The organism is Paractinoplanes aksuensis, from assembly GCF_024137025.1.
Lineage (GTDB): Bacteria > Actinomycetota > Actinomycetes > Mycobacteriales > Micromonosporaceae > Actinoplanes > Actinoplanes aksuensis.
The window spans coordinates 37365-52049 of record NZ_JAMYJR010000018.1 but is presented as its reverse complement, the minus strand read 5'-3'; the positions used below and the strand labels follow the sequence as shown (position 1 = coordinate 52049).

The following is a 14685-nucleotide window of genomic DNA, read 5'->3' as shown; positions in this document are numbered from 1 at the left end:
GTCCCTGTTGAGGGGTCAGTCGCGCCAGTCCACAGCTGCAGAGATCTTGCCGATTACCGAGCGCCAGCCGAGACTTGCCTGTTGTGCACCGATTTTCTTCAATCGGCGCCGACCGAAGAAACCACCCATTCCGCCACTTTCCGCGGAACGAAGGGATTCGTCCAGGTCGTCGAGCGGTGAACCGGGCGACAGTGCCAGGATCACCGGCTTGATCCGGAGAGCGTGACCCAGGTCACGCGCCACCTCGCCGGCCGCGATGAGCAGTGGCAGGTCCCACGTGTCGTGACCGCCGCGCAGGTTCTCGACCACGAGGTCGAGCTCGTAGCGGTCTTCCGGCAGCGGGTCGACGTCGGTCGACTGTACCTGCTCGGCCAGGGTGCTCCAGGACTCGATTTGTGCGAGATCGTGCGGAGCACCCGAACGAATGAAGGAGACCAGCGACTCGGGGGACTTGAAGGCGATCAAGCGGCCCTTGTGGCTGAGGAAGGCGGGCACCTCTTCGTCGTCCGCATCGGCGGCGGACTCGTCCTCGAAGTCGGCCGGGTCGGGCTCGTCGGCCGCCTTGGCGTCCTTGTCGACCTCACCCTCGGCCAGCAGCGCCTGGTACTCCTCGTCGACGATGACTTCTTCCTCGTCGTCGTCATCGTCGCGGGCGGCGGCGCGCTTGCGGGCCTCGAAGGGGTCGTCCTCGTCGGTCTCGATCTCGGTCGGGGTCAGCGTGGACGCCTGGCGGTAGGCCCGCAGGGTCAGCGCGACCCCGCCCGGCAGCGCGATCTCGACCGGCTCGACACCGACCTTGTCCCAGAGGGCACGCCCGGAGAGTCCGGCCTCGGACTTCGCGGCCACGGGCGCGGACGCCTCGGGCTCGTCGGACTGGCTGGTCACGGTGACCTCCGGGATCGATCTGACTGACGGGGACGGGTGATACTGCCGACACACCCTAGTGGGCGCGCCTGGGCGAGGGCTGACCGTCCCCCGCACTTCCCCATTGACCGGTGAGAAACGGTCAGAAACCCTTCGGGTGCCAGACCGTCTTGATCTCCAACAGAGCGGTCATGGCCCCCGTGCCCGGGTCCTCCGTGTAGTCAACGCCCGAAACGGGGCGAAGGACCCGCTTCAGGGTGCCGGCCGCCGCCCGTTCGAGTTCGGTGGCCAGGTCGGCGTCCTCGATCCCGGCCAGGTCGAGGGCGTTGACGTCGTCGTGCGAGGCGAGCCAGGGCGCGATCTCGGCGCCCGAACCGGTGAGGATGTTCACCACCCCGCCCGGGACGTCGGAGGTGGCGAGAACCTCGGCCAGGGTGATCGCGGCCTGCGGGTTGGAAGCCACCACGACCACGGTGTTGCCGGTGACGACGGCCGGGGCGATCACGCTGACCAGCCCGAGCAGCGACGGCGGGGCGACGACGCCGACCACGCCGGTCGGCTCGGGGGCCGAGATGTTGAAGAACGGCCCGGCCACCGGGTTGGCGTTGCCGGCGACCTGGGCGATCTTGTCGGACCAGCCCGCGTACCAGACCCAGCGGTCGGTCACGGCGTCCACCTCGGCCCCGCTCACCCCCAGCGCCTTGAACTCGGCCCGGCGGGCCTCGACCATCTCGGCGATGCGGTAGAGCACCTGGCCCCGGTTGTACGCCGTGGCGCCGGCCCACTTGGGCTGGGCCGCGCGGGCGGCGACGACCGCGTCCCGGGCGTCCTTGCGGGAGGCGAGGGCCACGTTGTCGCCGTCCACCAGATAGGTCCGTCCTGACTCGCTGCGCGGGAACTTCCCGCCCACGTACAGCTTGTAGGTCTTCCGCACCGCCAGGCGGGTCGGAGTCGAAGACTTAGGCAAGGTACGCCTCCAGGCCGTGCCGGCCGCCCTCGCGACCGTAACCGGACTCTTTGTAGCCGCCGAACGGCGACGTGGGATCGAACTTGTTGAACGTGTTGGCCCAGACGACCCCGGCCCGGAGCTTGTCGGCCACGGCCAGGATCTGCGAGCCCTTGTCGGACCAGATGCCGGCCGACAACCCGTACGGCGTGTTGTTGGCCTTCTCGACGGCCTCGGCCGGCGTCCGGAAAGTCAGCACCGACAGCACCGGGCCGAAGATCTCTTCCCGGGCGATCCGGTGGGCCTGGGTGACGCCGGTGAAGATCGTCGGAGCGAACCAGAAGCCGCGGTCGGGCAGATCGCACGGCGGCGACCAGCGCTCAGCACCCTCCTCGCTACCGATTTCCGACAATTCAACAATCTTGTCGAGCTGGGCCCGCGAGTTGATCGCGCCGATGTCGGTGTTCTTGTCGAGCGGGTCGCCGACCCGCAGCGTGGCCATGCGGCGGCGCAGCGAGGAGAGCAGCTCCTCGGCGACCGACTCTTGAACCAGCAGGCGCGAGCCCGCGCAGCAGACGTGCCCCTGGTTGAAGAAGATGCCGTTGACGATCCCCTCGACGGCCTGGTCGATCGGCGCGTCGTCGAAGACGATGTTGGCCGCCTTGCCGCCCAGCTCGAGCGAGAGCCGCTTGCCGGTGCCGGCCACCGAGCGGGCGATCTGGCGGCCCACCTCGGTCGAGCCGGTGAACGCGACCTTGTTGACGTCGGGGTGTTCGACCAGGTAGCGCCCGGTGTCACCGGCCCCGGTGACGATGTTGACCACGCCCGGGGGCAGGTCGGCCTGGCGGCAGACGTCGGCGAAGAAGAGCGCGGAGAGCGGGGTCGTCTCGGCCGGCTTGAGCACCACGGTGTTGCCGGTGGCCAGGGCCGGGGCGATCTTCCAGGCCAGCATGAGCAGCGGGAAGTTCCAGGGGATGACCTGGCCGGCCACACCCAGCGGACGCGGGTCGGAGCCGAAGCCGGCGTACTTGAGCTTGTCGGCCCAGCCCGCGTAGTAGAAGAAGTGGGCCGCGACCAGGGGCAGGTCGACGTCGCGGGACTCCTTGATCGGCTTGCCGTTGTCGAGCGACTCGAGCACGGCCAGTTCGCGCGAGCGCTCCTGGATGATCCGGGCGATGCGGAACAGGTATTTCGCGCGTTCCGAGCCGGGGCGGGCCGACCAGCTCTCGAAAGCCCGGCGGGCGGCGGCGACGGCGCGGTCGACGTCTTCCGGGCCGGCCAGCGCGACCTCGGTCAGCACCTCTTCGGTGGCCGGGTTGATCGTCTTGAACGTGTCCTTGGCCTCGCCGAACTCGCCGTCGATGAACAGCCCGTACGACGGCGCGAGCGAGACGATCGAGCGGGATTCGGGCGCGGGTGCGTACTCGAACATCGGCCTCAGTCCAACGTGAAGTAGTCAGGGCCGGCGTAGTGGCCGGTGGTGAGCTTGGTTCGCTGCATCAGCAGATCGTTGAGCAGCGAGGACGCGCCGAAGCGGAACCAGTCGGGGGAGAGCCAGTCGTCGCCCACGGTCTCGTTGATCATCACGAGATACTTGATCGCGTCTTTCGTCGTACGGATGCCGCCGGCCGGTTTGACGCCGACCTGGCGCCCGTACCGCTCGCGGAAGTCGCGCACGGCCTCGAGCATGAGCAGGGTGACCGGCGGCGTCGCGGCCACCGGGACCTTGCCGGTCGAGGTCTTGATGAAGTCGGCCCCGGCCAGCATGGCCAGCCAGGACGCGCGCCGGACGTTGTCGTAGGTGCCGAGCTCGCCCGTCTCGAGGATGACCTTGAGGTGGGCCGGGCCGGACGCCTCTTTGACCGCGACGATCTCGTCGAACACCTTGGCGTAGTCGCCGGCCAGGAACGCGCCCCGGCTGATCACCATGTCGATCTCGTCGGCCCCGCCGGCCACCGCGTCGCGGGTGTCGGCCAGCTTGACCTCGAGCGGCGCCTGGCCGGACGGGAAGGCGGTGGCCACGCTGGCCAGGTGGACGCCGGAACCGGCCAGCACGGCGGCCGCCGTCGGCACCATGGCCGGATAGACGCAGACCGCGGCGACCGGCGGGCAGGTGGGGTCGGCCGGGTCGGGTCGCAGGGCCTTGGCCGAGAGGGCCCGGACCTTGCCGGGGGTGTCGGCGCCCTCGAGGGTGGTGAGGTCGACCATGCGGATGGCCAGGTCGATGGCCTGCGCCTTGCTGCTGGTCTTCACGGATCGGGTGCCCAGCGCCGCCGCCCTGGCCTCGATGCCCACCTTGTCGACACCGGGCAGACCGTGCAGGAAGGTCCGGAGATCGGCGGGTGAATCGGGCCGGCCGGACAGCCTTGACGTCGCTGTCGCAGTCATGAAAGGGATTCTACGCGGGCCCCCGACAGTTGATCTTGAATGACCGGTAGGTTGATCGGCGTGGACGTACTCGTCGTAGATCACCCGCTGGCTCAGACCCGGCTCACCGCCATGCGCAAGGCCGAGACCGACTCCGGCGTCTTCCGGGCGTCCCTGCACGAGCTGACCACGATGGTGGTCTACGAGGCGGCACGCTCGTTCGCCACCGAGACCTACCCGATCAGCACGCCGGTGGCCCCGACCGAGGGCATCCGGCTGGCCAACCCGCCGCTGATCGTCCCGGTGCTGCGGGCCGGCCTGGGCATGGCCGACTCGGCGCTGGCCCTGCTGCCCGAGTCGTCGATGGGCTTCGTGGGTCTGGCCCGCGACGAGCACACGTACGAGCCCCGCGCCTACATGGAATCGCTGCCGGGTGACCTCTCGGGTCAGCCGGTGCTGGTGCTCGACCCGATGCTGGCCACCGGCGGTTCGCTGCTGCACTGCTGTCAGCTGCTGGTCGACCGCGGCTGCACCGACGTGATCATCTGCTGCGTGCTGGCCGCGCCCGAGGGCGTCCGCCGCCTCGAGGAGTCCGGCCTGCCGTTGCGCCTGGTCACCGCCTCGATCGACGAGGGCCTGAACGACAAGAAGTACATCGTCCCCGGCCTCGGCGACGCCGGCGACCGTCAGTTCGGCGGCATGAGGCGCTTCTAATTCACGAAGCTCCACGAAAGGGCCTTGCCGTCCGAGAACGGCATGACGCCGTGGAAGACGGTAGGGGAGTCGGCGAAGACCAGGGGCAGGAAGTGCCGGTCGGACTCCCACATCGGCACCTGGCCCGTGAGCACGTCCTTGACCGGCACCCAGTGCAGGCTGCCCTCGTCGTTGCCGGTCAGCGGGGTGCCCGTCCAGGCGGTGACCCGGAACAGGAATCCGAACCAGTTGGCGCCGCCGCGGCCGAAGCCGGGCCACGAGATCGTGCCGGCCATCTCGACCGCCGCGCACTCGATCCCGGCCTCCTCGTAGATCTCGCGCCGCAGCCCGCTCACCACGTCCTCGTCCGGCTCGAGCTTGCCGCCCAGCCCGTTGTACTTGCCGTAGTGGAGGTCGTCGGGCCGCGTGTCCCGCCGCACCATCAGCACCTCGTCGCCGGCGGGGGAGAGCACGTAACCGAGGGTCGCGATGATCGCCTGCACGGCAGCGACTCTAGGGGAACGCCTGCAACCTGGATATAACCGACCTGGCGATCCGTTTGCGTGACTGCGGACACTATCGTTTCGAGCCATGACCTCCATCGCACTCGCCGAGGAACTGCTCCTCCTCGCGTACGACGACCAGACCGGCAAGGCGACCGGCTCCCGCATCGGCCTCGACCTGGGCATGGCCGCGGGCGTGCTGGTCGACCTCGCGCTGGCCGGGCGGATCGCGTACGTCGACGGGTACCTGAAAGTCATCGACCCCACGCCGACCGGTGAATCGATCGCCGACGCCGTGCTGGCCAAGGCGGCCGACGACGAGCCGCACACCCCGGCCCAGTGGCTGCAGCGCCTGCGGCACCGCCTGCGCGCCCGCGTCCTCGAGGACCTGGTCGCCCGGGGCGTGATCCAGGACATCGACGAGACCCAGATGGGCGTCATCCACGTGCACCGCTACCCGACCACCGACCCGGCCTTCGAGGCCGAGATCCGGGACCGGCTGGCCAAGGCGCTGACCACCGGGGCCCTGTGCGACGAGCGCACCGCCGCCCTGGCCACCCTGCTCGTCTCGTGCCGCATGGAGCCCGCCCTGCGGCTGCCGGCCGAGGACGTGCAGCGCGCCCACGAGCGGCTCGAGCAGATCGCTTCGGGCGCCGGCTTCATGGCCGGCGGCAACCTGGAGGACTCGATCGTCCGCCCCAGCGTCGCGCTGGTCGTGGCGACGCTGGGCAAGGCCATCCAGGCCGCGCTGGGCACGCCCAGGCCGGCCTGATCAGACGCCGAGAGCGGCGGCGATCTCGCGCCGCAGCTCGACCAGGCCCCGGCCGGCCCGTTCCCGGGCCGCGGCCAGGCCCGCCGCGCCGACCGGCTCGACCACCTCGAGGTACGCCTTGAGCTTGGGCTCGGTGCCGGACGGCCGGATCACGGCCCGCACCGCGCCGGTGCGGAAGGTCAGCACGTTGTTGGCGGCATCGTCGGTCACGCTCGCGGGCGCTCCGAGCAGCGTGGCCGGCGGCGCCTGCCGGGCCCGGGTCATGGCCGCTCCGATCTCGGCCAGGTCGTCGACCCGCACCGAGAGCTGGTCGGTGGCGTGCACGCCGAACTCGGCGGCCAGCTCGTCGAGCCGGTCGGCCAGGGTGCGCCCCTCGGCCTTGAGCCCGGCCGCGAGCTCGGCCACCGTCAGCGCGGCGGTGATGCCGTCCTTGTCGCGCACCATGCCGGGCGCCACGCAGTAGCCGAGCGCCTCCTCGTAGCCGTAGGCCAGCTCGTCGGCCGCCCGCACGATCCACTTGAACCCGGTCAGCGTCTCGGCGTAGGGCACGCCCCGGGCCGCGCACAGGCGGCCCAGCAGCTGCGACGAGACGATCGTGGTCGCGTACGTCCCGGGCACACCCCGCCGGATCAGGTGATCACCCAGCAGGGCGCCCAGCTCGTCCCCGCGCAGCGCCCGCCACCCGCCGTCGCCGGTCGGAACGGCCACCGCGCACCGGTCGGCGTCGGGGTCGTTGGCGATGGCCAGGTCGGCGCCGGTCGAGGCGGCCAGCGCGAGCAGCCGGTCCATGGCGCCCGGCTCCTCCGGGTTGGGGAAGGCGACGGTCGGGAACTCGGGGTCGGGCTCGGCCTGCGCCGCCACCACGGCCGGGGCCGGGAAACCGGCGGCCGCGAACGCGGCCAGCAGCGTGGCGCCCCCGACACCGTGCATCGGTGTGTACGCCACCGCGAGATCACGCGGCCCGTCCGCGCTGAGGACGGCGGCGGCACTCCGGGCGTACCCCTCGACGGTCTTTTCATCGATCAGCGTGCCGGTCGAGCCGAGCGGGATGTCGGCGATCGGCCCGATGGCGCGGATGGCGGCCTCGATGCCGGCGTCGGCCGGCGGCACGATCTGGGCGCCGTCACCGGCCGGGCCGCCCAGCTCACGGCCCAGATAGACCTTGTAGCCGTTGTCCTGGGGCGGGTTGTGGCTGGCGGTGACCATCACGCCGGCCACGGCGTCGAGCGCGCGGACGGCGTAGGCCAGCACCGGGGTCGGCCGCAACGCGGGCATGACCAGCGCGTCCCGGCCCGACCCGGTGGCGACCCGGGCCGTCTGCTCGGCGAACTCTTTCGAGCCGTGCCGGGCGTCGTACCCGATCACCAGCGGACCCTGGCCACCCTGCGATGCCAGCCAGCCGACGAGCCCGGCCGCGGCCCGCGTTACGACGGCCAGGTTCATGCCGTTGGGCCCGGCCCGCAGCCGTCCCCGTAGCCCGGCCGTGCCGAAGGTGAGCGGGCCGGCGAACCGGTCGCGCAGTTCGGCCTCGGTGCCGGGCAGCCCGGCGATCAGCCGGGTCAGCTCGTCCCGCGTGGCCGGGTCCGGGTCGTCGGCCAGCCACGCGTCGGCCAGGCTCTTCAAGTCGTCAGGCGCCATCAGGGATTGATAGCACGCCGCGACCGCTCAGGAGGCCTGCAGGGCGTAGGTCTTGATCATCTGGTCGAAGATCGGCTTGCTGGCCGCGAACTGGGTCTCGTTCGCGGTGAGGAAGAACGAGTACGCCTTGCCGCCCGCGATCACCGCGCCCCAGAGCCCGTGCCGGCCGCTGTCGCCGGTGCCGCACGTGTACTCGAGCACAGCGCCGTCGCGCCCGCCGATCTTGGTGTCGGTCAGGCCCACCTGCGCGTACGGCTTGGGGCAGTTGGCCGACCGGGTCCGCAGCGTGTTCTCGGCGACGCCCAGGAACGACTGCGGCGTGGCCTTGGACGAGGCGTCCTCGACCAGGATGCGGACCTTGCGCTTGGCGTCGTCCGGGTCCACGTAGTCGACCCAGACCCCGCCCGACTTCTTGGTCCAGCCCTTGGGCACGGCCACCGTGATGCCGCGGTCGTTGTACTGCTGGGTCGGCAGCGCGGCCGGCTTGGCCGCGGAGTTGCCGGTGGGGCCGGCCTGGGGCGTGACGGGGTCGTCGCCGCCCGAGCCGACCAGAGAGAAGACCACGATCAGCAGGACGACCACAGCCAGCGCGCCGCCACCGGCGATCAGCTGCTGCTTCTGCGGCCAGCTCTTGAAGGTCGTGACCGCTTTGCCGGTGGTTTCGCGCACCGTGGCGACCGTCTTGTCGATCATCGCCTTGCGCTTGGCCCCGGAACCGCCGACGACCGTGCCGGGCATCGGGTCGTGCGCGGCCCGGGCGCCGTTCCAGGCCCCCCGCGGCGGCAGCACGCTCGTGGTGTCGCCCGAGGCGGCCGGCATCAGGCCGGTCGGGGTCGAAGCGGCGGCCCGCCGCCGGGCGTTGCCCGGGGTGGACGCGTTGCCCTGCTGCACCCGGTTGAGGTGGTCGGTCAGGGACTCGCCGGGCGCGAGCATGGCCCGGCCCCCGATCTGCCCGTTCTTCGACGGCGGGATCGGCTGGGTCTCGGCCGGGGCGGCCGCCGGCGGGCGCTGCGCGGGGACGACCGAGTACGGGTCGGTCATCATGTGCGGCGGGCTCTTGCTGGCCAGCGGGCCGGCCAGCTGCTGCCGCAGCATGGTGCGGGCGGTCTGCACGTCCATCCGCCGGTCGGGGTCCTTCTCGAGCAGGCCCATCAGCACCGGGGTGAGCGAGCCGGCCCGCACGGCCGGGGTCGGCGGATCCTCGACCACGGCGTGCATGGTCTCGATGGGGTCGCCCTTGTCGAACGGGGGCCGGCCCTCGATCGCCGTGTAGAGCGTGACGCCCAGCGAGAACAGGTCGCTCGGCGGGCCGAACGAGCTGCCCATGGCGCGCTCGGGCGAGATGAAGTGGGGCGAGCCGAGCACCATGCCGGGGGTGGTCAGCTGCACGTCGGTGGGCATGCGGGCGACGCCGAAGTCGGTCAGCACACAGCGGCCGTCCTGGCAGATCAGCACGTTGGCCGGCTTGACGTCGCGGTGCAGCACACCGTGGGCGTGCGCGACCTCGAGGGCGCCGAGGAGCGCGATGCCGATCTTGGCGACCACGCGGGCGGGGACCGGCCCGTCCTCGATGACCATGTCGGCCAGGCTGCGCGCGTCGAGCAGCTCCATCACGATCCACGGCCGGCCGTTCTCATGGACGACGTCGTAGACCTGCACCACGGCCGGGTGCTGCAGGGCGGCCGCGGCGCGGGCCTCGCGCATGGTCCGCTCGTACATCGCGTCGCGGTCGCTCGGCGCCAGGCCGGGCGGGAGGATGACTTCTTTGATGGCCACGTCGCGTCGCAGCAGCGTGTCCGCCGCGCGCCACACCGTGCCCATGCCACCGTGGCCCACCGCGGCACGCAAGGTGTATCGCCCGCCGATGAGCGTGCCCGGGGCTGCGCGTCCGCTGGTGGGAGCGTTGTTGCCACCGCTCCACGTCGGAATCTGAGTCACTGAGGATGCCACCGAGGGGGTTTAGGGGGCCTTCGACCAACCCCGCTATCTTGCCGTGTCCCGGCCCCGATTTGAAAGTCACTGTCGCCGTGTTCCGGTGAACTCGACGGTAGGTGACGGTGAAATCGCATTGTGTCGAAGGATTCGGACGCAGAGTGCGAAAGTCCTCACGCTCCAGGGTTGAACGAAGCCTTAGGATTCCCGATGTGAACGCGGAGTCGGGTTTTGAGATCAAGCCGGTGTACGAACCCGGGGACGTGGCGCCGGAGGCCCCGATCGGCGAACCGGGCGAGTTCCCGTACACCCGCGGCGTCTACCCGACGATGTACACGAAACGCCCGTGGACGATGCGGCAGTACGCCGGTTTCGGCACGGCGGCCGAGTCCAACGCGCGCTACCACCAGCTGCTGGCCGCGGGCACGATGGGCCTGTCGGTGGCGTTCGACCTGCCCACCCAGATGGGCTACGACTCCGACGAGGCGATCGCGCACGGCGAGGTCGGCAAGGTCGGCGTGGCCATCGACTCGATCGACGACATGCGCCAGCTCTTCCAGGGCATCCCGCTCGACCAGGTCTCGACCTCGATGACCATCAACGCGCCGGGCTCGGTGCTGCTGCTGCTCTATCAGCTGGTGGCCGAGGAGCAGGGCCTGCCCGGGTCGGCGCTGCAGGGCACGATCCAGAACGACATCTTGAAGGAATACATCGCGCGGGGCACCTACATCTTCCCGCCGAAACCGTCGTTGCGGCTGGTCGCCGACACATTCGCCTATTGCCGGTCCGAGATCCCGAAATGGAACACTATTTCGATCTCCGGCTATCACATGGCCGAGGCCGGGGCCTCGCCCGCACAGGAAATCGCCTTCACGCTGGCCAACGGCATCGAGTACGTACGGGCCGCGCTCGCGGCCGGCCTCGCCGTCGATGATTTTGCACCCCGGCTGTCATTTTTCTTCGTCGCCCGCACCACCCTCCTGGAAGAGATCGCCAAGTTCCGCGCGGCCCGGCGCATGTGGGCTCGGATCATGCGTGAGGAATTCGGCGCGCAGAATCCGAAGTCGCTCATGCTGCGGTTCCACACCCAGACCGCGGGCGTGCAGCTCACCGCCCAGCAGCCCGAGGTCAACCTGGTGCGGGTGGCCATCCAGGCCCTGGGTGCGGTGGCCGGCGGCACCCAGTCGCTGCACACGAACGCCTATGACGAGGCGATCGCGCTGCCCACCGAGAAATCGGCCCGCCTGGCCCTGCGCACCCAGCAGGTGCTGGCGTACGAATCGGGCCTGACCGGCACGGTCGACCCGTTCGCCGGGTCGTACGCCATCGAGGCGATGACCGACGAGGTGGAGCGGCAGGCGGCCGAACTGATCGAGCGCGTCTTCTCGTACGGCTCGGCCGTCGACGCCATCGAGCAGGGTTTCCAGAAGCAAGAGATCGAGGCCTCGGCCTACCGGATCGCCAACGAGATCGACAGCGGCGAGCGGGTCGTGGTCGGCGTCAACCGGTTCGCGGCCGACGAGGAGGAACGCTACGAGCCGCTCCGCGTCGACCCGGCGATCGAGGCGGCCCAGGTGGCCCGGCTGGCCGCTCTGCGCGCCGGGCGTGACAACGCCGCGGTCGAGGCCGCCCTGGCGGATTTGGCGAAGGCCGCCGGTGGGAGCGAGAACGTCCTACCTTTGATGAAAGAGGCGTTGCGCCTTCGTGCCACTGTGGGCGAGGTGTGCCACACCTTGCGCGGTGTGTGGGGCGTCCACCACCCGGTCGAGCGTTTCTGACCACCGCGTGGCACCGTTGAACCTGCGTCACCTCCACATTCGTAACAGGTTGTAGGGGTGATGGGAGCCACCAGCTCCCGTACCCAGGTCTTTTGTCACCGCGCGCTATCCACTCGGCACGGGAATGGCGTTGCACAGCGTCACCTAAAACGGTCTAAGCTGTCGCGCGTCACAAAAACCTGACAAAACTTCGAGAGTGCGGAAACCGACGTGACTACTACTCTGACGGAGCCCGAAGGGGCCCAAGCGGAGTGGCCCGGGCCGCTGCCCGGCGCCGAGCCCCTGCCCGGCCAGCTCGACCGCTGGCTCGCCACCCGTGGCGCGGAGCTCGTAGCTATTCGTCGGCACATTCACGCCCACCCCGAGCCGTCCTATCACGAGTTCGAGACGGCGGCCCTGGTCGCCCGCGAGCTCGCCGTGGCCGGGCTCTCGCCGCAGATGCTGCCCGAGGGCAACGGTCTGTTCTGTGACATCGGCGAGGGCGACCGGGTCATCGCGTTCCGCGCCGACCTCGACGCGCTGCCGCTGCAAGACCTCAAGGACGTGCCTTACAAGTCCACCGTGCCCAAGGTCGCGCACGCCTGCGGTCACGACGTGCACACCACTGTGATGCTCGGGCTCGGCCTGGCCCTGCAGCAGCTGGCCGAGAGCGGTCAGCTGCCGGGCCGGGTCCGGCTGATCTTCCAGTGCGCCGAGGAGACGGTTCCGTCGGGTGCGCCCAAGCTGATCGCCGCGGGCGCGCTCAAGGACGTCGCCGCGATCTTCGCGCTGCACTGCTACCCGCAGCTGCCGTCCGGGCTGATCGGGGTGCGCTCGGGCCCGTTCACCGCGGCCGCCGACACGGTCGACATCAAGCTGAGCGGCCCCGGCGGGCACACCGCCCGGCCTCACCTGACGGCCGATCTGGTGTACGCCCTGAGCAAGGTCATCGTGGACGTGCCGGCGCTGCTCGGTCGCCGGGTCGACCCGCGGGCCGGCCTGTCGATGGTGTGGGGCGCGGTGCACGCGGGCGAGGCGTTCAACGCCATCCCGGGTGAGGGCGTGGCCCGGGGCACCGTGCGCATCCTCTCGCGCGACGCCTGGCGGACGGCCCCCGAGCTGGTCACCCAGCTGATCAAGGACGTGGTCGCACCGACCGGGGCCCAGGTCGAGGTGGGCTATCACCGCGGCGTCCCGCCGGTGATCAACGACCGGATGGCGGCCGCGGTGATCGCCGGGGCGGCCGGGGCCGCGCTCGGCGCCGAGCGGGTGGTCGAGGCCGAGATCAGCATGGGCGGCGAGGACTTCGCGTTCTATCTCGACCAGGTGCCGGGGGCGATGATCCGGCTGGGCACCGGGGTGCCCGGCTCGGACGAGAAGCACGACCTGCACCAGGGCGACTTCGATGTGGACGAGAGCTGCATCGGCTACGGCGTCCGCGTGATGGTCCACACCGCCCTCGCCGCCCTGGCGACGGCCGCGTTCTAGGTCTTACGGCTGCTGGTCCTGCTGCGCGGGCGGTCCCGACACTGGGGGCTGCGCCGCCGGCGGGGGCTGGTGCGCATACGCCGGGGCCGGGTGCGCGGCCCGGCGGGTGCGGTTGTAACGGCGTACGGCGTAAAGGATGCCCCAGATCGGCAGCCCGAATGCGATGAGCCAGGGCAGCAACGCGCCCAGCACGGTCAGCAGCACCCGCAGCGACGCCAGCAACGCGTCCCAGCCCGCGCCGAGCCCGCTCAGGAACCCGGGCGGCCCCTCCTCGACCACCGCGTCGGCCTCGGGGTCGAGCAGCGTCACGGTGATCGTCGAAAGGGCCGTCAGGTCGGCCAGATTGCGCTTCTTGGCCTGCAGCGATGCCAGGTCGGCCTCGCGGGTCGCCACCTCGCGCTCGAGCATGACCAGGTCGTTGAGCGACTTGGCCTGGGCCAGCAGCTTGCGGCCGCTGTCGACCCGGGCCTGCTGCACGGTGATCCGGGCGTCGAGGTCGATGGTCTGCTCGGTGACGTCCTCGGTGCTGATCTGGCGCTGCTCCTCGGTGCCGAGCTTGGCCAGCTGGGCCACGGCCGCGTCGAACTTGGGGGCCGGGATGCGCAGTTCCATCGTCGCCGTGTCGGCGCCCGAGCCGCTGCTGCGGTTGTCACCGCTGACGAAGCCGCCGGCCGTCTTGGCGATGCCCCCGGCCTGACCGGCCGCGGCGTCGACGTTCTCGACCCGTACGGTGACGGTGCCCCGATAAATGATGTCGCGCTGCTCGACCCGCAGGTCGGGCGCCTTGGCCTGGGTGTCGGCCTGCGTGCCCGACCCGCCGCCCTCGGCCTTCTGCGGGGCCGCTTCGTTCATGGCCGGGGCGTCGGCCGCGGACATGCCGGCCGAGTCCGACGAATCGCCGGACCCGCAACCAGCGAGCAGGACGCCGGTCAATACGACTGTGCCGAGCAAATATGTGGTTCTCGAGCGAAAAGCGCGCATGCTTTCTCCCAACCCCGTTTCGGTGTGCCCCTGGGACGTGCGGCGGAGCCATTCCGGTTCCGGCAGACTGCGAGATGAGCGGTTACGAATCGGCAGCGGAGGGATCCCGTGCGCATCACGAAGTTCACCCATTCCTGTCTGCGGGTCGAGGGCGCGGGCGTCCTCGTGGTCGACCCGGGCGCGTTCAGCGAGCGGGCGGCGCTCGACGGCGCCGACGCGGTGCTCATCACCCACGAGCACTTCGACCACCTCGACCCCGACGCGCTGGGCGACGAGATCGGGAAGCGGCCCGGTCTGCGGCTGTTCGCCCACGCCGACGTGCTGAGCCAGCACCCGCAGTTCGCCGAGGTGGCCACCGCGGTCGAGCCCGGCGGGACGTTCGAGGCCGCGGGCTATCAGGTCCGGGTGTACGGCGGTCAGCACGCGATCATTCACCCCGACATCCCGCGCATCGCGAACGTGGGCTACCTGATCGCCGACGGGGCCACGAATCTGTACCACCCCGGTGACTCGTTCACCGTGCCGGAGGACACGACGGTGGACACGCTTTTCGCGCCGTTGAATGCTCCTTGGATGAAGCTTTCCGAGTCCATCGACTTCGTCCGCGCGGTCAAGCCGGGGCGGGCCTTCGCCCTGCACGACTATCTGCTCACCGAGACCGGGGCCAAGGTGTCGGACGGGCATCTCGAACGACTCGGCGGCACGAAGTACGCGCACGTCGCGCCCGGCACTAGCATCGCCTGA

The 14685-nt window shown here is 70.6% G+C and carries 13 protein-coding genes; 5 read left to right on the top strand and 8 right to left on the bottom strand.

The genetic code is table 11. The features are described from left to right. Window positions 1–15 precede the first annotated feature (15 nt). From M1L60_RS17695 to deoC, 4 genes are all read right to left on the bottom strand, one after another. Entirely contained in the window at window positions 16–885 is an 870-nt protein-coding gene (locus M1L60_RS17695) for a SatS C-terminal domain-containing protein (protein WP_253238535.1), read from the bottom strand. A gap of 121 nt (window positions 886–1006) precedes the next feature. Continuing rightward, window positions 1007–1831 carry an aldehyde dehydrogenase family protein gene (locus tag M1L60_RS17690; protein WP_253238534.1) on the bottom strand — a complete coding sequence of 275 codons (825 nt, stop codon included), beginning with the start codon at window positions 1829–1831 and terminating at the stop codon, window positions 1007–1009. Continuing rightward, on the bottom strand, window positions 1824–3242 hold the full coding sequence (locus tag M1L60_RS17685; RefSeq protein WP_253238533.1) for an aldehyde dehydrogenase family protein: 1419 nt from the start codon (window positions 3240–3242) through the stop codon (window positions 1824–1826). Before M1L60_RS17685 ends, M1L60_RS17690 begins: the two co-directional genes overlap by 8 nt. A gap of 5 nt (window positions 3243–3247) precedes the next feature. Then, on the bottom strand, window positions 3248–4198 hold the full coding sequence (gene deoC / locus M1L60_RS17680) for a deoxyribose-phosphate aldolase (protein WP_253238532.1): 951 nt from the start codon (window positions 4196–4198) through the stop codon (window positions 3248–3250). 60 nt (window positions 4199–4258) lie between these two features. Here deoC and upp point away from each other — a divergent pair, with 60 nt between their 5' ends. Further along, window positions 4259–4891 (top strand): uracil phosphoribosyltransferase, encoded by a 633-nt coding sequence (gene upp / locus M1L60_RS17675; RefSeq protein ID WP_253238531.1) that lies wholly within the window; start codon window positions 4259–4261, stop codon window positions 4889–4891. Here upp and M1L60_RS17670 read toward each other — a convergent pair. Next, window positions 4888–5373, bottom strand: coding sequence for an NUDIX hydrolase (locus M1L60_RS17670; protein ID WP_253238530.1), 486 nt, complete (start codon window positions 5371–5373; stop codon window positions 4888–4890). The genes upp and M1L60_RS17670 overlap by 4 nt on opposite strands. 88 nt (window positions 5374–5461) lie before the next feature. Between M1L60_RS17670 and M1L60_RS17665 the strand changes: the two genes are divergently transcribed. Beyond that, window positions 5462–6145, top strand: coding sequence for a GOLPH3/VPS74 family protein (locus M1L60_RS17665; RefSeq protein ID WP_253238529.1), 684 nt, complete (start codon window positions 5462–5464; stop codon window positions 6143–6145). Here M1L60_RS17665 and M1L60_RS17660 read toward each other — a convergent pair whose 3' ends face one another. Continuing rightward, the gene (locus M1L60_RS17660; protein ID WP_253238528.1) at window positions 6146–7783 is read right to left on the bottom strand and encodes a phospho-sugar mutase; all 1638 of its coding nucleotides are present in this window, start codon (window positions 7781–7783) and stop codon (window positions 6146–6148) included. Between the two features lie 27 nt (window positions 7784–7810). Next, the gene (locus tag M1L60_RS17655; RefSeq protein ID WP_253238527.1) at window positions 7811–9721 is read right to left on the bottom strand and encodes a serine/threonine-protein kinase; all 1911 of its coding nucleotides are present in this window, start codon (window positions 9719–9721) and stop codon (window positions 7811–7813) included. Window positions 9722–9927: 206 nt separating this feature from the next. Between M1L60_RS17655 and M1L60_RS17650 the strand changes: the two genes are divergently transcribed. Together M1L60_RS17650 and M1L60_RS17645 are read left to right on the top strand one after the other, a co-directional pair. Then, entirely contained in the window at window positions 9928–11493 is a 1566-nt protein-coding gene (locus tag M1L60_RS17650) for an acyl-CoA mutase large subunit family protein (RefSeq protein ID WP_253238526.1), read from the top strand. 210 nt (window positions 11494–11703) lie between these two features. Next, window positions 11704–12960 carry an amidohydrolase gene (locus M1L60_RS17645; protein WP_253238525.1) on the top strand — a complete coding sequence of 419 codons (1257 nt, stop codon included), beginning with the start codon at window positions 11704–11706 and terminating at the stop codon, window positions 12958–12960. A gap of 3 nt (window positions 12961–12963) precedes the next feature. On the opposite strand, the gene M1L60_RS17640 is transcribed toward M1L60_RS17645, so the two are convergent. Beyond that, window positions 12964–13941 (bottom strand): DUF4349 domain-containing protein, encoded by a 978-nt coding sequence (locus M1L60_RS17640; protein WP_253238524.1) that lies wholly within the window; start codon window positions 13939–13941, stop codon window positions 12964–12966. A 108-nt stretch (window positions 13942–14049) separates the two neighbouring features. On the opposite strand from M1L60_RS17640, the gene M1L60_RS17635 reads away from it, so the two are divergent. Continuing rightward, entirely contained in the window at window positions 14050–14685 is a 636-nt protein-coding gene (locus M1L60_RS17635) for an MBL fold metallo-hydrolase (RefSeq protein ID WP_253238523.1), read from the top strand.